Annotated in this window: 23 protein-coding genes and 1 pseudogene; 5 read left to right on the plus strand and 19 right to left on the minus strand. The window is 64.9% G+C overall.

Going from position 1 to position 21,024, the window contains the following annotated elements; genetic code table 11:
- Position 1: 1 nt before the first annotated feature.
- From sdhA to ACVMIM_RS02810, 4 genes are all read right to left on the minus strand, one after another.
- Positions 2 to 1,837, minus strand: coding sequence for a succinate dehydrogenase flavoprotein subunit (gene sdhA, locus ACVMIM_RS02795; protein ID WP_476110274.1), 1,836 nt, complete (start codon positions 1,835 to 1,837; stop codon positions 2 to 4).
- 4 nt (positions 1,838 to 1,841) lie between these two features.
- Entirely contained in the window at positions 1,842 to 2,237 is a 396-nt protein-coding gene (sdhD, locus tag ACVMIM_RS02800; RefSeq protein WP_476110276.1) for a succinate dehydrogenase, hydrophobic membrane anchor protein, read from the minus strand.
- Positions 2,237 to 2,659 carry a succinate dehydrogenase, cytochrome b556 subunit gene (sdhC, locus tag ACVMIM_RS02805; RefSeq protein WP_278049921.1) on the minus strand — a complete coding sequence of 141 codons (423 nt, stop codon included), beginning with the start codon at positions 2,657 to 2,659 and terminating at the stop codon, positions 2,237 to 2,239. The genes sdhD and sdhC overlap by 1 nt, the downstream gene beginning before the upstream one ends.
- 227 nt (positions 2,660 to 2,886) lie before the next feature.
- A complete protein-coding gene (locus tag ACVMIM_RS02810; protein ID WP_476110278.1) occupies positions 2,887 to 3,405 on the minus strand; it encodes a hypothetical protein in 519 nt (172 codons plus the stop codon).
- Positions 3,406 to 3,766: 361 nt separating this feature from the next.
- On the opposite strand from ACVMIM_RS02810, the gene ACVMIM_RS02815 reads away from it, so the two are divergent.
- Positions 3,767 to 4,123, plus strand: coding sequence for a hypothetical protein (locus tag ACVMIM_RS02815; protein ID WP_476110279.1), 357 nt, complete (start codon positions 3,767 to 3,769; stop codon positions 4,121 to 4,123).
- 117 nt (positions 4,124 to 4,240) lie between these two features.
- On the opposite strand, the gene ACVMIM_RS02820 is transcribed toward ACVMIM_RS02815, so the two are convergent.
- The gene (locus tag ACVMIM_RS02820) at positions 4,241 to 5,437 is read right to left on the minus strand and encodes a GGDEF domain-containing protein (RefSeq protein ID WP_476110281.1); all 1,197 of its coding nucleotides are present in this window, start codon (positions 5,435 to 5,437) and stop codon (positions 4,241 to 4,243) included.
- A gap of 160 nt (positions 5,438 to 5,597) precedes the next feature.
- On the opposite strand from ACVMIM_RS02820, the gene ACVMIM_RS02825 reads away from it, so the two are divergent.
- Positions 5,598 to 5,903 (plus strand): hypothetical protein, encoded by a 306-nt coding sequence (locus tag ACVMIM_RS02825; protein WP_040996388.1) that lies wholly within the window; start codon positions 5,598 to 5,600, stop codon positions 5,901 to 5,903.
- A 62-nt stretch (positions 5,904 to 5,965) separates the two neighbouring features.
- Here the strand turns inward: ACVMIM_RS02825 and leuC are convergent, their stop codons facing one another.
- The 8 genes from leuC to rplS all read right to left on the minus strand — a co-directional run bounded on the left by leuC (position 5,966) and on the right by rplS (position 12,329).
- Positions 5,966 to 7,375, minus strand: coding sequence for a 3-isopropylmalate dehydratase large subunit (gene leuC, locus ACVMIM_RS02830; protein ID WP_278049917.1), 1,410 nt, complete (start codon positions 7,373 to 7,375; stop codon positions 5,966 to 5,968).
- A 68-nt stretch (positions 7,376 to 7,443) separates the two neighbouring features.
- Positions 7,444 to 7,614 carry a hypothetical protein gene (locus ACVMIM_RS02835; protein WP_476117456.1) on the minus strand — a complete coding sequence of 57 codons (171 nt, stop codon included), beginning with the start codon at positions 7,612 to 7,614 and terminating at the stop codon, positions 7,444 to 7,446.
- 160 nt (positions 7,615 to 7,774) lie between these two features.
- Positions 7,775 to 8,425, minus strand: a complete 651-nt coding sequence (locus ACVMIM_RS02840; protein WP_476110284.1) for a class I SAM-dependent DNA methyltransferase — start codon at positions 8,423 to 8,425, stop codon at positions 7,775 to 7,777.
- 194 nt (positions 8,426 to 8,619) lie between these two features.
- Positions 8,620 to 9,432 carry an amino acid ABC transporter permease gene (locus tag ACVMIM_RS02845; RefSeq protein WP_040996383.1) on the minus strand — a complete coding sequence of 271 codons (813 nt, stop codon included), beginning with the start codon at positions 9,430 to 9,432 and terminating at the stop codon, positions 8,620 to 8,622.
- Positions 9,433 to 9,771: 339 nt separating this feature from the next.
- The gene (locus tag ACVMIM_RS02850) at positions 9,772 to 10,569 is read right to left on the minus strand and encodes a transporter substrate-binding domain-containing protein (RefSeq protein WP_476110286.1); all 798 of its coding nucleotides are present in this window, start codon (positions 10,567 to 10,569) and stop codon (positions 9,772 to 9,774) included.
- A 170-nt stretch (positions 10,570 to 10,739) separates the two neighbouring features.
- Positions 10,740 to 11,237 carry a MarR family winged helix-turn-helix transcriptional regulator gene (locus tag ACVMIM_RS02855; RefSeq protein WP_052458632.1) on the minus strand — a complete coding sequence of 166 codons (498 nt, stop codon included), beginning with the start codon at positions 11,235 to 11,237 and terminating at the stop codon, positions 10,740 to 10,742.
- Positions 11,234 to 11,653, minus strand: coding sequence for an organic hydroperoxide resistance protein (locus ACVMIM_RS02860; protein WP_476110288.1), 420 nt, complete (start codon positions 11,651 to 11,653; stop codon positions 11,234 to 11,236). The genes ACVMIM_RS02855 and ACVMIM_RS02860 overlap by 4 nt, the downstream gene beginning before the upstream one ends.
- Before the next feature lie 157 nt (positions 11,654 to 11,810).
- On the minus strand, positions 11,811 to 12,329 hold the full coding sequence (gene rplS, locus ACVMIM_RS02865) for a 50S ribosomal protein L19 (RefSeq protein ID WP_040996377.1): 519 nt from the start codon (positions 12,327 to 12,329) through the stop codon (positions 11,811 to 11,813).
- 365 nt (positions 12,330 to 12,694) lie between these two features.
- Here rplS and ACVMIM_RS02870 point away from each other — a divergent pair, with 365 nt between their 5' ends.
- Entirely contained in the window at positions 12,695 to 13,447 is a 753-nt protein-coding gene (locus tag ACVMIM_RS02870; RefSeq protein ID WP_278049913.1) for a sulfite exporter TauE/SafE family protein, read from the plus strand.
- Here the strand turns inward: ACVMIM_RS02870 and trmD are convergent.
- Positions 13,429 to 14,133 (minus strand): tRNA (guanosine(37)-N1)-methyltransferase TrmD, encoded by a 705-nt coding sequence (trmD, locus tag ACVMIM_RS02875; protein ID WP_476110290.1) that lies wholly within the window; start codon positions 14,131 to 14,133, stop codon positions 13,429 to 13,431. The two genes, ACVMIM_RS02870 and trmD, sit on opposite strands and share 19 nt — an antisense overlap.
- The gene (rimM, locus tag ACVMIM_RS02880) at positions 14,130 to 14,726 is read right to left on the minus strand and encodes a ribosome maturation factor RimM (RefSeq protein WP_476110292.1); all 597 of its coding nucleotides are present in this window, start codon (positions 14,724 to 14,726) and stop codon (positions 14,130 to 14,132) included. The genes trmD and rimM overlap by 4 nt, the downstream gene beginning before the upstream one ends.
- A gap of 98 nt (positions 14,727 to 14,824) precedes the next feature.
- Here rimM and ACVMIM_RS02885 point away from each other — a divergent pair, with 98 nt between their 5' ends.
- Both ACVMIM_RS02885 and ACVMIM_RS02890 read left to right on the plus strand, forming a co-directional pair.
- Positions 14,825 to 15,763: a tyrosine recombinase XerC gene (locus ACVMIM_RS02885; RefSeq protein WP_476110294.1), complete on the plus strand. Its 939-nt coding sequence runs from the start codon at positions 14,825 to 14,827 to the stop codon at positions 15,761 to 15,763.
- 115 nt (positions 15,764 to 15,878) lie between these two features.
- Positions 15,879 to 16,944, plus strand: a pseudogene (locus tag ACVMIM_RS02890) (TraB/GumN family protein).
- A gap of 701 nt (positions 16,945 to 17,645) precedes the next feature.
- Here ACVMIM_RS02890 and lpdA read toward each other — a convergent pair.
- From lpdA to ACVMIM_RS02910, 4 genes are read right to left on the minus strand one after another with little or no spacing between them, the layout of a single operon-like run.
- Positions 17,646 to 19,052: a dihydrolipoyl dehydrogenase gene (lpdA, locus tag ACVMIM_RS02895; protein ID WP_476110296.1), complete on the minus strand. Its 1,407-nt coding sequence runs from the start codon at positions 19,050 to 19,052 to the stop codon at positions 17,646 to 17,648.
- Positions 19,053 to 19,075: 23 nt separating this feature from the next.
- Positions 19,076 to 19,831 carry an SDR family oxidoreductase gene (locus ACVMIM_RS02900; RefSeq protein ID WP_476110298.1) on the minus strand — a complete coding sequence of 252 codons (756 nt, stop codon included), beginning with the start codon at positions 19,829 to 19,831 and terminating at the stop codon, positions 19,076 to 19,078.
- Positions 19,828 to 20,340, minus strand: coding sequence for a hypothetical protein (locus tag ACVMIM_RS02905; protein WP_476110300.1), 513 nt, complete (start codon positions 20,338 to 20,340; stop codon positions 19,828 to 19,830). The genes ACVMIM_RS02900 and ACVMIM_RS02905 overlap by 4 nt, the downstream gene beginning before the upstream one ends.
- The gene (locus ACVMIM_RS02910; RefSeq protein WP_476110302.1) at positions 20,340 to 20,981 is read right to left on the minus strand and encodes a DUF4241 domain-containing protein; all 642 of its coding nucleotides are present in this window, start codon (positions 20,979 to 20,981) and stop codon (positions 20,340 to 20,342) included. Before ACVMIM_RS02910 ends, ACVMIM_RS02905 begins: the two co-directional genes overlap by 1 nt.
- Positions 20,982 to 21,024: the final 43 nt, after the last annotated feature.

Raw genomic sequence — 21,024 nt, forward strand, 5'->3', positions numbered from 1 at the left:
GTCAGTAGACCCTCGCCTTCGGCGCGATCTTGGCCAGGCTGATGCCGCCGTCCGTCTCTGCCAGCAGCGGCTCGGTATGCACCGGCCGGTAGGTGAGCGTCACCGTGCCGTCTCCGCTGAGATGCGCAAGCGTATGCTTGCGCCAGTTGGCGTCGTCGCGCTTGTCGAAATCCTCACGCGCATGCGCGCCGCGGCTCTCCTTGCGCGCCTCGGCGCCGTAGACCGTGGTGATGGCATTGGCCATCAGGTTTTCCAGCTCCAGCGTCTCGACCAGATCGGAATTCCAGATCATCGAGCGGTCGGTGACCTTGATGTCCTTGAGCTCGCCCCAGAGTTCCGAAATGCGCCTGCAGCCGTTCTCAAGTGATTCCTGCGTGCGGAATACGGCGGCGTCTTCCTGCATGGCGCGCTGCATTCTCTCGCGCAGCACCGCCGTCGGGATCGAGCCGTTGGCGTGGCGCAGCCGGTCGAAGCGCTCCATGATCTTTTCAACCGAAGCGTCATTGGGTGACGGGATCGCCGATTTGCGGTCGATCACCTGGCCGGCGCGGATGGCGGCCGCCCGCCCGAACACGACGAGGTCGATCAGCGAATTCGAGCCGAGCCGGTTGGCGCCGTGCACCGAAGCGCAGCCGGCCTCGCCGACGGCCATCAGGCCGGGCGACACGCGGTCGGGATTCTCTGGCGTCGGGTTGAGTGCCTCGCCCCAGTAATTGGTCGGCACGCCGCCCATATTGTAATGCACCGTCGGCAGCACCGGGATCGGCTCCTTGGTGAGGTCGACACCGGCGAAGATCTTGGCCGATTCGGAAATACCCGGCAGCCGCTCATGCAGCACGGCCGGGTCGAGATGATCGAGATGCAGGAAGATGTGGTCTTTCTTCTTGCCGACGCCGCGGCCCTCGCGGATCTCCAGCGTCATGCAGCGCGAGACGACGTCGCGCGAGGCAAGGTCCTTGGCCGACGGCGCGTAGCGCTCCATGAAGCGCTCGCCCTCGGAATTGACGAGATAGCCGCCCTCGCCGCGCGCGCCTTCGGTGATCAGGCAGCCGGCGCCATAAATGCCGGTCGGATGGAACTGCACGAACTCCATGTCCTGCAGCGGCAGCCCGGCCCTGGCCGCCATGCCGCCGCCGTCGCCGGTGCAGGTATGCGCCGAGGTGGCGGAGAAATAGGCGCGGCCATAGCCGCCTGTCGCCAGCACCACCATCTTGGCCGAGAAACGGTGGATGGTGCCGTCGTCGAGGTTCCAGGCGACGACGCCGGTGCAGGTGCCGTCCGGTTCCATGATCAGGTCGAGCGCGAAATACTCGATGAAGAACTGCGCGTTGTTCTTCAGCGACTGGCCGTAGAGCGTGTGCAGGATGGCGTGGCCGGTGCGGTCGGCGGCGGCGCAGGTGCGCTGCACCGGCGGACCGTCGCCATAATTCATCATGTGGCCGCCGAACGGTCGCTGATAGATCTTGCCTTCCTCGGTGCGCGAGAACGGCACGCCGTAATGCTCGAGCTCGTAGACCGCAGCCGGCGCCTCGCGCACCATATATTCCATCGCGTCGACGTCGCCCAGCCAGTCCGAACCCTTGACGGTGTCGTACATGTGCCACTGCCAGGAATCCGGGCCCATGTTCGACAGCGAAGCGGCGATGCCGCCCTGCGCGGCAACGGTGTGCGAGCGGGTCGGGAACACTTTGGTGATGCAAGCGGTGCGCAGCCCCTGCTCGGCCATGCCGAGCGTGGCGCGCAGCCCGGCGCCGCCGGCGCCGACGATCACCACATCGAATTTGTGATCGACAAAAGTGTAGGCGGAAGCGGTGCCGGCGGTATTTGCGTTGGCCAAGACGTCAGCCTCCGAATGCGAGTTTGAGCAGGGCAAACAGCGAAACGACGCCGACTGCTACCGAAAAGAATGTATTGAGAGCGATCAGGGCCAGCTTCATGCCTTCGCCATGCACATAATCCTCGATGATCACCTGCATGCCGATGCGCATATGATAGAGCGGCGAGATCAGCACCAGCCCGAGCATGACCGCCACCAACGGGTTCGCAAGCGCCGCCCGCACATCCGCGTAGTCATGGCCGTTGACCGCGATCAGGAAGCCGACGAAGAACAGGATCAAAGGAATGTTGGCGATCGCCGTCAGCCGCTGCCGCCAGAAATGCCCGGTGCCCTCGCGGGCCGAACCGAGGCCGCGGACCCTCGCCAGCGGCGTGCGCATGTCGGTGTTGTTCGCGCTCATCAGAAAGCTCCCCGCGCCATGTAGCCGGCGATCCAGATCAACAGCGTGAGCACGATCGAGCCGGCAAGCGTCGCCCAGGCGATCCTCGATGCGGTATGTTTTTCCAGTCCAGCCCCGGTGTCCCAGATGAGGTGCCGCAGCCCGCCCAGCATGTGGTGCATCAGCGCCCAGGTGTAGCCGAAGAGAACCAGCCGGCCGATCCACGAACCAAAGGCCCAGTTGACCCAGTCGAAGGCGGCCTGCGAGCTCGCGGCGGCGATCAGCCAAGCCGCCACCAGCAGCGTTCCGAAATAAAGCGCGCCGCCGGTGATGCGGTGGATGATCGACATCGTCATCGTGATCGGCGGCCGGTAGACCGTCAGATGCGGCGAGAGCGGCCTTTCACGTCTGGCAACTGCGCGGGTGGCTGGTGATTTGCTCATGGCTGCCCCAGTTCGGCGTCCCGGATTCCGCTACCGAGAAGCAGCGTTTTCCGCCCCTCATATATGGCTCCGGACAGGCGGTTTCTAATGCGCTTTTTGCACCGCGTCAAAGCGGGAAAATCGTTTTGGAAACGTCATTTAGTCTGACAAATTGGCGGTCGCGCGCTTCAATCGATTAGCGGCTGTTTCGAAGCCGGCGCAGCGTTCGCTGCAGTGCAACAGAAGGGCTATCGCCGACAGGTCTGCGGCGTCGATCCCCTCTTCATCACCAGCGCTTCGCGTCCGTCGATCACGATTGCGTCATGCGTCGCCGCTTCCTGGTAACGACTGCTCTGGTTGGCGGGCGAGGCCGCGAATTCCTCGGCCGTGCCATCCGGACGGACCACACGCAACGACGAGCCGAGATTCTGGATGGTGATCATGCCGCCATTGCCGCATCTGTAGGTGGCCGTGCCGATGCCGGATCGTGGCACAGTAAGGTCGGTGACGATCTTGGTCGCGGGCGTTGCAGGCGTCTTGGTCGTTGCAGGTGCCGGGGCCGTCGGTATCGGGGCCGACCCGGGTATCGGGGGCGTTGCAGCTGCCGCCGGCGCCACAGGTGCGGCGGACTGCGGGGCCGGAGCAACCGAGGCGGCGGGCGGCGCGGCATTCGCCGCCTTCGGCGCGCCGTCCTGCGGCACGCAGGCCGAGGCCGCGAAAAGCAGCGGGATGGTGATCGACACCCGGACCCTGTGGCCAAAGCTCATGCGCTGCCCTTTCATGCGCGGCACGCTACAGCAATTCCGGGAAAAGTGTGAACGGCTGGGTTCGGCGCCCTCGCCATTGCCTTCCGTCCGGAATCGCGTCGAAACAAAGAAAGGCGGTTGCCTTTTCCGTGAATCGGTGGACCGCTGTAGACACGCGGCGCCGCAAGATCAAGTTCACGCCGAGTCAGCCCAGCTCCGGACCGCCTCGCCGCCTGGGAACCCGGCCCTCCAAAAATTAACCATGTTCCTTAAGAGCCGGCGCCCCATAGCCTGCCGCCTCTTAACAAAGGTTAAGAAAGGGTTAATTTCCGATTCGAACCGGAATGCGGGCGCGACCTCGCGCCGATCAAGGGAGAGCGACATGCGTTCGAATTCAGTGCGGGCAGGCATTGCCGCCGCGGCGCTGGCAGGGCTGGTGACGGCGATCGCCGCGCCGGCCGAAGCCGGCTTGCGCCATCACGACCGCGTCTATGCCGATTCCTTCGGCAATCTCGTCATCGACAGCGCCGCCGGCTACAAGCGCATCATCGTCGGCGAGGGCAAGCTCGCGAAAAAACTTTCCGAATACACCGGCGCCGGCCAGCCGGATGTCGTTTATGACGACGCGGACGAGGTCGGCGCGCCCGGCTGCTACCAACCGCCGGTGCTGGTCAAAGGCCGCTCCTATATGTACGGGCTTTCCGACGGCGAGATGCCCAATCTCAGCCCCTGCCGTTGAAGGTAACCGGCGCTTGACGGCGCCGCAGCGCGCCTGACCCGCGCACACAGTCGTAGCGTCATCTCCAAGCATACGGCGACTTCGCCGTAACCTTGCCGCCGCGATTGTAGATTTGCCTCAGCCGACGGCGAACGGCTCGGCAACGAAGGCGGCCTCGGGCCTCTCATATGAGAGCCGCACGCTGTCGCGGCCGTTCTTCTTGGCCTTGTAGAGCGCCTCGTCGGCGCGCCGCATCAACGGCATCAGCCCTTCCCTGCCGGAGCGGGCGGCGACGCCGAAGCTCGCGGTGACTCTGATGCCGGCAGGCAGGCCATCGATCGCGCCGGCCGAATAGACGGCACGGATCGCTTCGGCGAAGAGCCTTGCCGAGGCAAGGTCGCTCAGCGGCAGAATCACGGCGAACTCTTCGCCGCCGATGCGGCCGGCAGCCCCGCGCGCGCCGGTGGCGGCGCGCAGCTTGGCGGCGAAGTCGGCGATTACCCGGTCGCCGGCCTCGTGTCCGTGCTGGTCGTTCAGCGCCTTGAAGTGATCGAGATCGGCCAGCACCAGGGCGACGGGAAACCCCGCCTTGCCGCACTGGTCGAGCAAGAGGGTCGCCCGCTCCTCGAAACCGCGGCGGTTGAGGATCCCCGAGAGCGGATCGGTATGGGTCTCGGTCTTCAGCGCCTTCATCACATCGAGCGCCGCGGCCGTGAACAGGCAAAGCGCGATCAGCAGCGACAGCAAGGCGTGCGACAGCAGCGCCGTCGTCCAGTAGGACGAGCCGTAGAAGCCGTCATAGCTGGGGAACGGCCCATGCGCGATGACGACGATCAGCGTGCGGGCAATGAAATTCAGCGCGGAAAGCAGCGACAGCGCGAACAGGATCTTTTCGGTCGGACCGTTGTGGCGCACCGTTCTGAGTTCCGCGGCGACCAGCAGGCTGAGCGCGCCGAAGCCGAAATTCATGACCAGCACGCGCCAGGTGAGGTCCGGCTGGACGAACATGAACCAGATGAAGGCCGCGAGCCCGCCGCCGGTCACGATGCCGATGCCGACATAGGGCACGCGCCGCCCGTAGCGCGCGATAATCGCGCTGGAGAGGCAGCAGGCCGCGATCGTGAAGCAGATGTTGGAAACGAGCTTGGTCAGCGCCACGCCGATCGGAAGCGTGAAATACTGCAGCAGGAAACCCGGCGCCGACAGGCAGTAGCTCGCGCCGAGCGCCGCCAGATACGGACGATGGCGCTGATAGGACCACAGCAGGAGGAACGCAGCGCCGAGCGCCAGCGCTATCGTCGGATTGAGCAGCGCTATGAGCAGACCGGTGTCCAAAGGACCGCGACTTTCCCAACTTACCCAAGGGGAGATATAAGGGGGCAAGCCCAAACAAGCGGTTAAGCCCCCGATAGACCCATCGCGTGCCACGCGGAACCGGCCCGCCGGAGCGGCGTTGTCCGGCCAGACAAGAGACGCCAGACGGGAGACGATCGAGATGGCCGACACGATCACTTTGACGAACCACGATGAAATCCGCTCCTGGGCGGCGGCGCGCGCCGGCTTCCCGGCCATCGTCGACGTGTCGCCAGAGGCCGGAACGCAGGCTATGCTGCGGCTGGTTTTCGGGCAGAACGCCTATGAGGACACCGACCGCCCGGAGCGTCCGATCAACGCCGGCGGCTACGAGCTCGTGGAGTGGGACGAGTGGTTCAAAATCTTCGACGAGCGGAAACTGGCATTGGTCGTAGCCGCTGATCAGCCCGGCCGGCGCGAGGAGTTCCACGAGATCATTCGCAGGTAGATCGCTAAAAGCAAAGGCCCGGACGTCCTGTCCCGGGCCTTTGTGAGCTTGCGGCTGGGCCGTTACTTCCAGTCGCGGATGTCGACGAAATGGCCGGCGATCGCGGCGGCCGCCGCCATGGCCGGCGACACCAGGTGCGTGCGGCCCTTGAAGCCCTGGCGGCCTTCGAAATTGCGGTTCGAGGTCGAGGCGCAACGCTCATGCGGCTTCAGCCGGTCGTCGTTCATGGCCAGGCACATCGAGCAGCCCGGTTCGCGCCAGTCGAAGCCGGCGGCGAGGAAGATCTTGTCGAGGCCTTCAGCCTCCGCCTGCTCCTTCACCAGGCCCGAGCCCGGCACGATCATGGCGTTGACACGCGGATTGACCTTCTTGCCCTCGACCACCTTGGCGGCGGCGCGTAGGTCCTCGATGCGGCCGTTGGTGCAGGAGCCGATGAAGACGCGGTCGAGCGCGATATCGGTGATTTTGGTTCCGGGCGTCAGCCCCATATAATCGAGCGCGCGGAGCTTCGACATACGCTTGGTCTCGTCCGCGATCTCTTCCGGATTGGGCACGATGCCCTGCACGGAGACGACGTCCTCCGGCGAAGAACCCCATGAGACGATCGGCGGCAGCTTTTGCGCGTCGAGCACGACGACCTTGTCGAAATGCGCGCCCTCGTCGGAATGCAGCGTCTTCCAATAGGCGAGCGCCGCATCCCAGGCGGCACCCTTCGGCGCGCGCGGCTTGTCCTTGACATAGGCGAAGGTCGTCTCGTCCGGAGCGATCAGGCCTGCGCGGGCGCCGCCTTCGATCGACATGTTGCAGATCGTCATGCGGCCTTCCATCGACAGCGAGCGGATCGCTTCGCCCGCATATTCGATGACGTAGCCGGTGCCGCCGGCGGTGCCGATCTCGCCGATGATGGCGAGGATGATGTCCTTGGCGGTGACGCCTTCCGGCAGCTGGCCGTCGACGCGCACCAGCATATTCTTGGCCTTGCGCTGGATCAGCGTTTGCGTCGCCAGCACATGCTCGACCTCCGACGTGCCGATGCCATGCGCCAGCGCGCCGAACGCGCCATGCGTGGAAGTGTGGCTGTCGCCGCAAACGATGGTCATGCCCGGCAGCGTGAAACCCTGCTCGGGCCCGATGATGTGGACGATGCCCTGGCGGACGTCGTTCTCGGAATAATAGTCGATGCCGAAATCCTTGGCGTTCTTGGCCAGCGCCTCGACCTGGATGCGGCTCTCCTCGTTCTTGATGCCGAACTTGCGCTCGGGCGAGGTCGGCACGTTGTGGTCGACCACGGCCAGCGTCTTTTCCGGATGGCGGACCTTGCGGTTCGACATACGCAGGCCTTCGAAAGCCTGCGGGCTGGTGACCTCGTGCACCAGATGGCGGTCGATATAGAGCAGGCAGGTGCCGTCGTCCTGGCGGTCGACCGTGTGGTCGTCGAAGATCTTGTCGTAGAGGGTGCGCGGTGCGCTCATGTGCGTAAATCCGTCGATATGAGAAATGGGAAAAGCCGGCGCGGCTTTCAGCCGGCGAGCGACTTCGATCAGACGGCCAGGCTAAGTCGGCTGGTGAGCGCGCCACAGACCCGCGCGGCAAATCGCGACGGCAGGCGCTTTCTGTCCTGCAGCACGAAACCCTTATAGGCCGGATCGCTGAAAAGCTTTTCCATGGCGGGGTAGATAGCAATGTTTTGGCTTTTCGGCAATTGCGCCAACTTCCCCTTCTCCCCTTGGGAGAGAAGGTGGATCGGCGCGGTAGCGCCGAGACGGATGAGGGGTGTTCCAGCGGAGTAGGACGTCGGCTTTCCCTGGAGCACCCCTCATCCGGCCGCTGCGCGGCCACCTTCCCCCACAAGGGGGAGGGGAAGTTGGCGCTCACCTCACCTCGAACACGAAAGTCTTCACCAGCGCGTCCGGATCGCCGATCGCGTAGCAGCGGAACCACGGGCTCTGCTCGACCAGGCGCCATTGCCTCGCCTCTGTCAGCTCGTCGAACACCGCGTGGAAGCCGCCGCTCTCGAACACCTGGTCGCGCACCGTGAAGATGGCGTGGCCGCCGCTCTTGGTGATGCGCACCAGCTCGTGCAGGCCGGAAGCCGGCGCATGGCCGATGGTGAAGACACCGGTCGAGAAGAAGGTGCGGAAATGCCGGTCGGGCCAGGGCAGAGGACCGCCGAGCATCGCTTTCTTCAGCTCGCTATAGGCCGGCTTGCCGCCCGCCTGTCGGCTGCCGGCGATCTTCAGCATGTCGTCGGAGAGGTCGAGCCCGGCAATGTCGCCATAGCCCAAGGCCTTCAGCGACGGCCCCGACAGGCCCGTGCCGCAGCCGGCGTCGAGCAGCGGGCCTTCGCCCGCCGGAACATGCCGCGCCACCCAGGCGGTGATCAGGAACGGCAGGAGATAGCCGAGCGAGGCGGTCTCGCTGTCATAGGTCGCGGCCCAGTCGGCATAGGCCTTGGCGAGCCCTTCCGGCGAGTCGGCCGAATAGACGGAATCCAGCGCCGCATTGGCCTTGTCGAAATTCATGAAACAGTCCTCCCGGGCCTTATGGCGTGTTGAGATTCGGGTCAGGCCGAGCCGAAAATGGTGGCTTTCGAGAACCGGAGCGGAGCGGACATTCGGGTCCGTGAGTACCGGAAGCGCAGAAAACCATCATTTGCAGGCCGGCGTCACCTGAATATCAACACACCCTGGACCGTAGCGCGGACTTTTGCTGCCCGCTATTCCTGATGCTGGCGACGCAGCCGCTGCTCCAGTGCCCGCAGCGCCAGCGACAGGCCGACGGTCAGGATGAGATAGATATAGGCGACGATCGAATAGGTCTCGAAGAAGCGGAAGGAGCCCGCGGCGTAGATCTTGCCGATCTGGGTGATATCGGCGACGCCGAGCACCGAGACCAGGGATGAATCCTTGACCATGGCGACGAAGTCGTTGCCGAGCGGCGGCAGGATCATGCGGATCGCCTGGGGGAAGACAATCAGCCGGAAGCGCTGCGCCCGGCTGAGCCCGAGCGCCTTGGCGGCTTCGATCTGGCCTCTCTCGACCGACTGGATGCCGGCGCGGAACACTTCCGAGATGAAGGCCGAATAACCGATGGTCAAAGCCATGATGGCCCGCCACAGCAGCGACACGTCGCGCACCAGCAGCTCGCCGATCAGGCCGGCGCTCTGCAGCGGCGCGGTCAGCGCGTTCCAGGCCGCGACGAACGCCGGCGCGCCGGCAAAGGCGATCCAGAACAACAGCACCAGGATCGGCACACCGCGGATGATCTCGACATAGAAACGCGCGATCTGCCGCAGCCATTGCGATCCCGACAGCGCCATCAGCGCGATGCCGAGCCCAAGCGCCGAGGCCAAGGCGAAGGCGACAACGGTGACGAAGATGGTGATGCCGATGCCCTTGGCGACGGTGGCGAAGACTTGCGCGTAGAGGTCGCTGGAAGCGATGGAGAGCGCGGCGGCCAAAGCAAGCACGGCAGCCGCGGCCAGCCACCAGGGGAATTCTGGTTTGGGGGTGGATATAGGCGTTGCCATCAGGCGATGCCGGCAAGGTCGTTGCGAAGGTCGCGTTCCGGCACACCCCCCTCTGCCCTGCCGGACATCTCCCCCGCAAGGGGGGAGATCAGATGTCGCGTAGGCTTTCGCCAATTTTCGACGTCGCAGGATTGAGCTAGAGACCGGAGCTGCCAATCTCCCCCCTTGCGGGGGGTGAGGAGAGGTCCGCGGAGCCGACGAAAAGCCAATTGCTTGGCTTTTCGAAGGACGAACGCCCGGAGCGACAGCGAAGGGCCGGGGCCGGCAGGACAGAGGGCGGTGCCTGGGCGCGTCGTCCGCGCGATTTCCTGCAAACTCACCGCGCGCAACAAGACGAGCTCACTGTCCCATCTTGTAATCGAGGAACCACTTCTTGTTGAGCTTGTCCAACGTGCCGTCCGCCTTCAGCGAAGCGATCGCGGCATTCACCGGCTTCACCAGGTCCGAGCCCTTCGGGAAGATGAAGCCGAAATCCTCGGTGCCGAGCGGTCCGCCGATCAGCTTCAGCTTGCCCTCGGAGGCATCGACATAGCCCTTGCCGGCGGTGCCGTCGGTCAGCACCACGTCGACGTCGCCCGACTTCAGCGCCTGCACGGTCGCGCCGAAGGTCTCGAACAGTTTGATGCGCGGGTTCTGCTCGTTGCCGTCGAGGACGCTGTAGACGGCGGTGTAGAAGGGCGTCGTGCCGGGCTGGGCGCCGATCAGCCCGTCCTTGAAGGCGGCGAAGCTCTTGGCATCGGTGAAGCGGCTTTCGTTGCCGCGCACCAGCATGAACTGCTCCGAGCGCATATACGGATCGGAGAAGTCGACCTTCTCCTTGCGGTCGTCCTTGATGGTGATGCCGGTCATGCCGATGTTGTACTGGTTGTCGGAAACCGCCTGGATCATCGCGTCCCAGGAGGTGTTCTGGTACTCGACCTTGAAGTTCAGCCGCTTGGCGATCTCGTCCATCGCGTCATATTCCCAGCCGATCTGCTTGCCGGTTTTCTTGTCGATGAACTGCAGCGGCGGATAGGCGTTTTCCGTCACCACCACGACCTTCCTGCCGCCAAGATCGGGCAGATTGTCCGCGAGCGCGGCGACAGGCGCGAGAAGGCAGGCGAGCAGTGCCGCCAGCAGCAGTTTCGACTTGGTCATGACAAACTCCCGAACGTGATTGGCCGCACGATCCCCGCGCGCCAGGACAAATCAGGCGCTGACTTTAGCTTCCCGCATGCGCCATGCAAGCCGGTCCGTATTGCCCCCGGTCGGCCAATACGTGAACCGATGCTCTTCGAAGAAGGTTTTGAGGACGGCCTTTGCGGCGTTCAGCCCCGATCGGGCGTGGCTTCGCGCAATCCGGCGACCAGGCGTGTCAGCGTGCCATGCAGGGCCTTGAGCTCGGCCCGCTCCAGCGGCATGCCGCAGGCTAGCCCTTCCTGCACGTCCTTCATCTTCGCCCGCAGCGCCTCGCCCTTCGCGGTAGGCTCGACAAGCACCCGGCGTTCGTCGGCGGTATCGCGCCGGCGCGTCACCAGGCCGCCCGCTTCCATGCGCTTGATCAGCGGCGTCAGCGTCGCCGAATCGAGCCCAAGTGCCGCGCCGAGCTCGCCGATCGTGCTCGGCGAATGCTGCCACAGCGCCAGCATCGCCAGATATTGCGGATAGGTGAGGCCGAGCGGGTCGAGCAGCGGCCGGTAAAGCTTCGTCATCAGCCCGCTTGCCGAATAGAGCGCGAAGCAAAGCTGTTGGTCGAGGCGCGGCACCTCGAGCGCCCCGGCATCCTGTGCCGAGGCTTGCCTGGTCGTGGTTTCCGTCGTCGTCATGCAGCCTTTGCCGAGAGCGCCACGTCGATATTGCCCCGAATGGCGTTGGAATAGGGGCAGATCTTGTGCGCTTCCGATACAAGCGCCTCGGCGCCCGGCTGATCAAGCCCCTTAATCTCCGCCGCCAGCGCGACACCGAGCCGGAATCCGCCCTGGTCGTTCGGATAAAGGCTGACCGTGGACGTGACGGAAGCGCCCTCAAGCGGCAACTTCTGCTGACGGGCGACGAAGCGCACCGCGCTATCGAAGCACGCGGCGTAGCCGACGGCGAAGAGCTGCTCGGGATTGGTCGCGCCACCCTTGCCGCCGAGTTCCTTCGGCATCGCCAGATCGACCTTGAGCAGGCCGTCGCTGGTCTCGCCATGGCCGTTGCGGCCGCCGCTGACGTGAGCTTGGGCGGTGTAGAGTGCAGACATTCTCGATCTCCATTGATTTGTGCACTATTATTTAGTGCACAAGATAATTTGCAGTCAATGCCGGTGCGGCGGTTTTCCTGCGGTAAGCGATCACAGCTCGGTGAAAACGAAAAAAGGCGGCCGAAGCCGCCTTTCCAAAACCTGTCTCGCAAAAGCCTTATTCGGCGGAAGCGGCCTCGGCGGCCTTCTTCTCGGCGGCTTCCTTGGCGGCCGTCTCGGCGGCCAGCGCCTGAGCGGCGGCGACCTTCTCGGCCTCGATGCGGGCACGCTCGGCGTTCAGCGCATCACGCTCTTCGTCATTCAGCTTGCGGGCGCGCACGCCGGTGTTTTCCGAAATACGGGCCGACTTGCCGCGGCGGTCGCGCAGATAATAGAGCTTGGCGCGGCGAACCTTGCCGCGGCGCACGATCTCGACGCCCTCGACCATCGGCGAGTAGACCGGGAACACGCGCTCGACGCCTTCGCCGTAGGAGATCTTGCGTACGGTGAAATTTTCCTGGAAGCCCGAGCCGGAGCGGGCGATGACGACGCCCTCATAGGCCTGGACGCGGGTGCGGCTGCCTTCGGTGACGCGCACCTGGACGCGCACGGTGTCGCCCGGCTGGAATTCGGGCAGTTTGCGCTTGGCTTCGATCTTGGCGGCCTGCTCGGCCTCGAGCTGACGGATGAGATCCATCTCAATATCCACTTCTTGTTCTTCCGACAGTCAGAGCGTCCTCAACTCGCCTTGCAGTTCCATCGACCGCTCGGCTATGCCCTTTGTCGAAACATCGGGCAGGGACGGCTACACCGCACTTGTTGACGGGTCCGGAAGATCGTTCTTCCGGTTCGGGCGGCGACATACAGCTATTTCGGCGCTTTGTCACGCCCTAATGCGTGTCGCCCGGAAATGCGAGCTGTTGTGGGACCGCGACACGCATCAAAAAGGACCTCGAGGCGTATTTTTTGCCCTCATGGCACCATCGCATCGTCGCCGTGCCGGGTTGCACAAGCCTTGCAAGCTTTCTAAGCGGGGAAAGGTCCAACTTCCAGGCCCGCCTAATGACGCTCTACGATGCCGTCCTGCTCTTCCTCTCCGGCTTTGCCTCAGGCGCCGCCAATGCGGTCGCCGGCGGCGGCACTTTCCTGACCTTCGGCGCCATGACGCTGGTCGGCCTGCCGCCGATCGTCGCCAACGCCACCTCGTCGGTGACACAGCTGCCGGGTTACATCACCTCGACGCTCGCCTATTGGATCGATATCCGGCATTTCTGGCGCGGCGCCCTGCTGCTATGCCTGATTTCCGCGCTCGGCGCGCTGGCCGGCTCGCTCATCCTTCTCGCGCTGTCCAACCCGTCGTTCCGCGCCCTTGTGCCCTGGCTGCTCATCGCCGCGACCGCGCTGTTCGCCGCCGGGCCATGGCTGAAGCCCGCGGCGGGGCCGGAGCACCAGGCCTCGGTAGGCTCCCTCGCCGGTTCGCTTGTTCAATTCGCAACTGCGGTCTATGGCGGCTTCTTCGGTGCCGGCATGGGCGTGATGATGCTGGCCACGCTCGGCCTGACGCAAGCCGGCGACTACCACCGGCTCAACGCGTTGAAGAACATGCTGTCCATCGTGATCGCGGTCGTCGCCATCCTGGTTTTCGTGTCCGGAGGCGTCGTCGCCTGGCCGCAGGCGGTCGTCATGATCCCGGGCGTGGCGCTCGGCGGCTATGCCGGGGTGTGGATCGCCAAGCGCGTGCCGCAGGCCGTGGTGCGCGGCTTCGTCGTCGCGGTCGGCCTGCTTCTGGCTTTTTACTATTTCACCAAAGGCTGAGGCGTGCCGCCAAGCAAGTCGGGGCGGCGCTTCTGAGTGAGCTTCATCGCCTCCGCGCGCCGCCATTCGGCAATCTTCTTGTGGTTGCCCGAAATCAGCACGTCCGGGATCGGCCGGCCCTCGAACTCCTGCGGCCGTGTGTAGTGCGGATGCTCGAGCAGGCCGTTCTCGAAACTTTCTTCCTCGCCGGACACCGCATTGCCCATGACGCCCGGCAGCAGCCGCACCACGGCATCGAGCAGCACAAGCGCCGCCGGCTCGCCGCCCGACAGGATGAAATCACCGATCGAGACCTCTTCCAGTCCCCGCGCCTCGATCAGCCGCTGGTCGACGCCCTCGAAGCGGCCGCACAGGATGACCGCGCCGGGACCAGCGGCAAGTTCCCGCACGCGCGCCTGCGTCAGCGGTTTTCCGCGCGGGCTCATCAGCAGCCTGGGACGCTCATCGCCCGGCGGCGAGGCATGGTCGATGGCGCGCGCCAGCACGTCGGCGCGCATCACCATGCCAGCCCCGCCGCCGGCCGGCGTGTCGTCCACGGTTCGGTGCTTGTCGGTGGCGAAATCGCGGATCTGGATCGCCTCGAGCGACCATATGCCGGCCTCCAGCGCGCGGCCGGCGAGCGACAGGCCGAGCGCGCCCGGGAACATCTCCGGATAGAGCGTCAGCACCGAAGCGGCAAAGCTCAACGGTTGCCCCCGGCGTCCTTCGGCCCGCGCGGCCTGCCCTTCGGGTCGAAGCCGGATCGGCCCGGCGCCTCGCTTTCCTCGTCGTCGACCAGCCCGGCCGCGAGCGGATCGACCTCGACGAACCCCTCGGCGATGGAGACATGCGGCACCGCGGCCTGCGTGAACGGGATCAGCACGCCTTTGCGGCCGGCAAGCGTGACGTCGAGTATGTCGCCGCCGCCGAAATTATGCACGGCGACGACCTTGCCGATGACACCCGTATCGTCCCTGACATCGAGGCCGATGAGATCGGCGTGATAGAACTCATCCTCCTCGCCGTCGTCGGGCAGCACCGAGCGGTCGACGAAAAGCTCGGTGCCGGCCAAAGCCTCGGCGGCATTGCGGTCGTTGACGCCCTTGAAGCGCACCACCACTACAGTCCCGGCCGGCCTGATATCGGTGATCTGGAAGGTGCGGCCGTCCTTGGCATGAAGCGGGCCGTAATCGGCTAGAGCCAGCGGATCGCCGGTGAAGGTTTTCACCCGCAATTCGCCCTTGATGCCGTGCGCGGCACCGATCACGGCCATCTGTACGGGATTTTCGAGCTTCGACATCGGCGGCGCTTCCTTTGCCCTGCTCTAATCCCGTCAAGCCATCATTTCAATGAGGGCCTCTTCACCGCTTCCTAACCCGCATGCCCGAAACTGCCCTCATGCAGGAATTTCTCATCCCGGCAAAACCCGATCTCCAGACGGCGCGCGAGACCTGGCTGAAGACGCTCGCGCATGAGCGCCGCCTGTCGCCGGAAACCGTCAAGGCCTATGAACGCGACACCCGCCAATTCCTGCATTTCCTGACCGGTCATTGCGGCGGCGCACCCGGCATTTCGGACATTGCCGACCTGCGCCCCGCCGATTTGCGCGGCTTCCTCGCCGCGCGGCGCAATGAAGGCGCCGGCGCACGCACGCTGGGACGCGGCCTTGCCGGCATTCGCTCGCTGCTGCGCTTTCTCGAAAAACGCGGAATGGTCAACGCGGCGGGCGCGTCGGCGCTGCGCGCGCCACGCCAGCCGAAGTCGCTGCCTAAGCCGCTGACGGCGAGCGACGCGAAACAGGTCGTGGCCGTGGAAGGCCAACTCGCCGACGAGCCATGGATCGCCGCGCGCAACGCCGCCGTGCTGACGCTCCTCTATGGCTCCGGCCTGCGCATCTCGGAAGCGCTCGGGCTCACCGGCGGCGACCTCGCCACGGAAGCCGACACCGTGCTGCGCGTCACCGGCAAGGGCGGCAAGACGCGGCTGGTGCCGGTACTGCCGGTGGCCCGCAAGGCGGTCGCCGAATACCGCCGGCTCTGCCCTTTCCATATCGGTCCCGAGGGCCTGCTCTTCCGCGGCGCGCGCGGCGGCCCGCTCAACCCGGCCATCGTCCAGCGCGAGATGGCGAAGCTCCGCTCGGCGCTCAACCTGCCGGACACGGCGACGCCCCATGCCCTGCGGCACTCCTTCGCCACCCATCTGCTCGGCCGCGGCGGCGACCTGCGCACCATCCAGGAACTGCTCGGCCACGCCAGCCTGTCGACAACGCAGATCTACACCGGCGTCGACACCGCGAGGCTGCTCGATATCTACGAGAAGGCGCATCCAAGGGCGTGACCCCGGACTTCAATGGGCGTTTCCGCTAACCACCATCCAGCAGCTCACCGCACCGCAAACAACTTCATTCTCCCAATTAACCGTTTTGCCGCTTTTCAGCGCTAAGACACTTTCCATGAAACGCGTCATTGCCATCGCCGACCGCGCGGCCCTTGTCTCGTTGAAGCTGCTCGCAGCGCTCAACCTGCTGTTTTTCCTGTCTTTCCTCGTCGTTCTGCTGCTTGCCGGCCGGGCGCATGCCGAAACGCCCAATTGCGTGGGCACAGATCTTCTGTCCGCGCTGGAAAAGAACGATCCCGCCGCCTTTAAGAAGGTCGAGACCGAGGCGGCGGCCGTTCCCAACGGCAAGGGCTTGCTGTGGAAGCTGGAGAAACCGGGCGAAAAGCCGTCCTATCTGTTCGGCACCATGCACATGACGGATACGCGCGTCACCACGCTGCCGGCAGCCGCGCAAAAAGCCTATGACGGCGCCGACACTATCGTCATCGAAACCACCGATGCGATGGACAAGGCCAAGATGATGGCCGCGATGGCAAGCGAACCCGGCTTGATGATGTTCACCGACAACACCACGCTGTCGTCGCTGCTGTCGCCCGAAGATGCGGCGGCGCTGAACAAGGGGCTCGACGCCCGCGGCATTCCGCCGGCGACGGTCGCCAAGATGAAGCCGTGGATCCTGTCGGCGATGATGGCGCTGCCGGCTTGCGAGGTGGCGCGCCAGAGCGCCGGCGAACCCGTGCTGGACATCAAGCTGGCCTCGGAGGCCAAGGCCTCGGGCAAGGACGTCGAAGGACTCGAGACCGCCGTCGATCAGTTGCGCGCCATGGCCTCGCTGCCGCTCGAATTTCACATGAAGAGCCTGGTCGAGACGATGAAGCTCGGCGACAAGGTGAACGACGTGAACGAAACGATGATCGTGCTCTACCAGCGCGGCGAGGTCGGCATGTTCTGGCCGCTCTTCAAGGCGGTGCTGCCCGACGCCGCCGACGACCAGGCCGGCTATGCCGCCTTCGAGCAGACTATGATCACCAGCCGCAACAAGGTGATGGCCGCGCATGCCGGGCCGATGTTGCGCCAAGGGCAACGTTTTCATGGCCGTCGGTGCCATGCATCTGCCCGGTCCGGAAGGACTGGTCGAGGATTTTCGCAAGGCAGGGTATAGTGTTACCGCCGTCAACTGAGTCGTCTGGCGGCTGGCGGACCTGAAAACGCCGGTTTTTCAGCGCTTTCCGTCCGTTCGCGTGAAACCCGATCCGGGCTCAGCGCGTTGATGGCTGTTATTTTGATGACTTTCATCCAAGGAGGACACGTTTCATGGCGAACCCTAACGATCCCTACACCCCTTCGAGCACGCCTCCCCCCTCGCGTGGCGGTGGTGGCGGCAGCGGGTGGCTGATCGCCCTTGTTGTCATTATCCTGGCCATCGTTGCGTATTATGTCTTTGGCAGAAGCGGCGGCGAGCATGGCCCCGCCACGGCTGAGCCCCCGGCTGCCAGCACGCCGGCTCCCGCGCCCGCAACGCCAACTCCGGCGCCCGAGCCGGCACCTGCGCCCACTCCGGCGCCAGCCCCGACTCCTGCACCCGCGCCGACCCCTGCTCCGGCGCCTGCGCCTGCTCCGGCTCAGTAATCGGGCTGCAGCTTAAGAACGAACGGCCCGCCGAAAGGCGGGCCGTTTTGTTTTGCGCAATCACGCCTTCGTCTTACTCGGGCTTGATCCGAGTATCCATGCGGTTACTGTTGCCATAGAGTGCAACGGTGCAGAATTCTGTAATTGTTGCAAAGCCTTAGCGTCACGGCATGGATTCTCTGTTCTGCGCTGCGTCGCTCCACTCCTTGCTTCGCCATAGAATGACGAGGTCGCGAGCTACGGCCCTTACCGACTAAATATGGATCGGCTTGAAGAACGTCGCCAGCGCCGCTTCCTTCACCGCTTCCGACATGGTCGGATGCGCGTGGCAGGTGCGGGCGAGGTCTTCCGACGAGCCGCCGAATTCCATCAGCACCGCCGCCTCGTGGATCATCTCGCCGGCGCCGAAGCCGACGATATGGACGCCGAGCACGCGGTCGCTGGCCTTGTCGGCCAGGATCTTCACGAAACCGTCGGTGTGCAGCATGGCGCGCGCGCGGCCGTTAGCGCTGAACGGGAATTTCCCGACCTTGTAGTCGATGCCTGCCTTCTTCAATTCCTCCTCGGTCTTGCCGACGGAGGCGATTTCCGGGCTGGTGTAGACGACGCTCGGGATGACGTCGTAGTTCACATGGCCGGCCTGGCCGGCGATCGTCTCTGCCACCGCGACACCCTCGTCCTCGGCCTTGTGCGCCAGCATCGGCCCCGCGACGACGTCGCCTATGGCATAGATGCCGGGAACATTGGTCCTGAGATGCCCGTCGGTCTTCACCCGGCCGCGCTCGTCGACCTCGACGCCTGCTTCCTTCAGCCCGAGGCTGTCGGCATAGGGGCGCCGTCCGGTGGCGACCAGCACCACGTCGGCCTCGATGGTTTCGGCTGCGCCGCCCTTGACCGGCTCGAAGGTGACGGTCGCGCCCTTTTTGGTCTTGAGGACGCCGGTGACCTTGGCGCCGAGCTTGAACTCGAAACCCTGCTTGGAGAGTAGCCGCTGGAACTGCTTCGACACCTCGCCGTCCATGCCGCCGAGAATGGTGTCGAGGAACTCGACGACCGTGACCTTGGCGCCGAGCCTGGCCCACACCGAGCCGAGCTCCAGCCCGATGACGCCGCCGCCGACCACCACGAGGGTGGCGGGCACCTTGGCCAGCGAAAGCGCGCCGGTGGAGGAGATGATCACCTTCTCGTCGAAATCGACCTTGACGCTCGGAATGCCGGCGACGTCGGAGCCGGTGGCGATGACGATGTTCTTCGTCTCGATTTCCTCGACCTTGCCGTCCTCGCCGGTCACCGAAACCTTGCCGGCGGAAATCACCTTGCCGGTGCCGCGGAAGCTGTCGATCTTGTTCTTCTTGAACAGGAAGGCGACGCCGTTGACGTTGGAGGCGACCGTCGCGTCCTTGTGCGCCATCATCTTCTTCAGGTTGAGCTTCGGCGCCGGTAACTCAATGCCCAGCGTATCGAAAGCGTGGCCGGCTTCCGCGAACATCTCGGAGGCATGGAGCAGCGCCTTGGAGGGAATGCAGCCGATGTTGAGGCAGGTGCCGCCGAAGGTTGCGTCCTTCTCGACCACCGCCGTCTTCAGGCCCAGCTGCGCCGCCTTGATGGCGCAGACATAGCCGCCCGGTCCCGATCCGATGATTACGACGTCATAAGCCATGAAACTGTCCTTTGCTTTGGCGCCTATCGGCCGCCGCTCACATTCAGGATCGCGCCCGTTACATAGGAGGCCGCATCCGACAAAAGATAAAGAACCGCGCTCGCGACCTCATCGGCCGTGCCGGCGCGTTTCATCGGCAGCGCGTCCTGCATCCGCGCCACGCGGTCCGGCTGGCCGCCCGAGGCGTGGATTTCGGTCTCGGTAATGCCCGGGCTGACTGCATTGACGCGGATACCTTCGAGGACCACCTCACGCGCCAGTCCGATGGTCATGGTGTCGATCGCGCCCTTTGAGGCGGCGTAATCGACATATTCGCCTGGCGAGCCGAGCCTGGCGGCCGCCGAGGACAGGTTGACGATGGCGCCGCCCTTGCCGCCGTGACGGGTCGACATGCGCTTCACCGCTTCACGGGCGCACAGGAACGAACCGACGACATTGATGCGCATCATGCGCTCCAGCCGCGCCATGCTCATCTCGTCGACCCGGGCCTTGACGTCTACGATGCCGGCATTGTTGACGAAGGCGTCGAGCCGGCCGAAGGCCCGGTCCACCGCTTCGAACATAGCAATCACATCGGCCTCATTGCCGACATCGCCCCTGACCGCGAAGGCATCGCCGCCTGCGGCTTTGAGCTCGGCGACCAGCGCATCAGCCGCCGCCTGGTTGGACACATAATTCACCGCCACCCGGTAGCCGGCCCGGTTCGCCTGCCGGCAGATCGCGGCCCCGATGCCCCGGCTGCCGCCCGTGACCAGCAGCGTTTTCCTGTCTGCGCTCATTCCTGGCAGCCCTTTAGCACGAAAATGTCCCATGGCACTTTGGAGAAGCCGGTCGGGCCATAAGCGGCCGACATTTCGAGCGAGGGCCCGAGATCGGGGAAGATCAGGCTTTTCGGCGCGTCGGGGCCCTCGGCCGGCAGCAGGCCGACGCCGCCCTTCTCGTCGGCGCTGTAGATGACGCCTTCCCAGACCGTGCAGGCGGCAAGCTCCTCGCCGGTGACGTCGCCGGTCGGGCACTTATACATCAGCGATCCATGCGGCCGCGCCGCCGACCCCTCGGTCCACATCGCGATGCCGTCGAGCACGACATTGTTGTCGAGGATCATGCGGAATGCGTTGGTGATCGTGGCCGAAGTGCCGGCCGGGGTGAAGTCGATCTCGGCGCCACTCCGGGCCTCGCCATAGACAGCAAGCTGGATCGGGCAGGCGGCCTGGGCGCCTGAATTCGCGGCTGCGAGCGCCAGCGATCCGGCCATCAATCCGATCATGGGCGAGGCGGCATTCGTCATCACTTGGCCTGGTCGCTCTCGCGGCCGTCGGCGTTTTCAAGCACGCCGAAATCGGTCATCAGGACCACCGGCTCGCCGGTCGCGTCGAGTCCCCAGAAGGACGGGTAGAACCCGTCGCCCCAGCCGCTCCAGAACATCGCTATGTTGACCGGACTGCCGGCGGCCGGACGGTGCATGACGAACCGGTCCTGGTTGGGCGCGAACTCGGCCGCCAGCACATCGTCATAGTAATTCTGGTCGGGCTTGAGCTTGTCCTGCGCGGCCGACATCAGGGCCATCGCCGCCTTATCCATGAACGAGCCGAGGCCGGCATCGACGGGATAGCCGAAGATCTCGTCGCCTTTCAGCGTCGAGACGTCCTGGTCTGGCAACGTCGCGAGCTCCCAGCGCACTGGCACGCTAGGCCGAAAGCGTAGGAAGGCCGCTGCCACGCGGCCCTGCGCCTCGAACAGCGTGACCGGATAATGCCCGGGCTTCACCTTGCGGGCCAGCGCCGGCCAATTGTCGTCCGTGATCAGGGGATCGCAGGCGATGATCTCGCCGGTCGGCAGTTCCAGCTCGCCGATCGGCGTGACCGTGATCCTGCGTTCCGCCAGTTGGGTGTCGGAGAGCGCGAATATGCCGAAATTGCTGCTGGCCATGGAGACATCCCAGTCGGCAGCAATTGCCGGTGCCGGTATGGCA

The organism is Mesorhizobium sp. USDA 4413 (genome assembly GCF_056280365.1).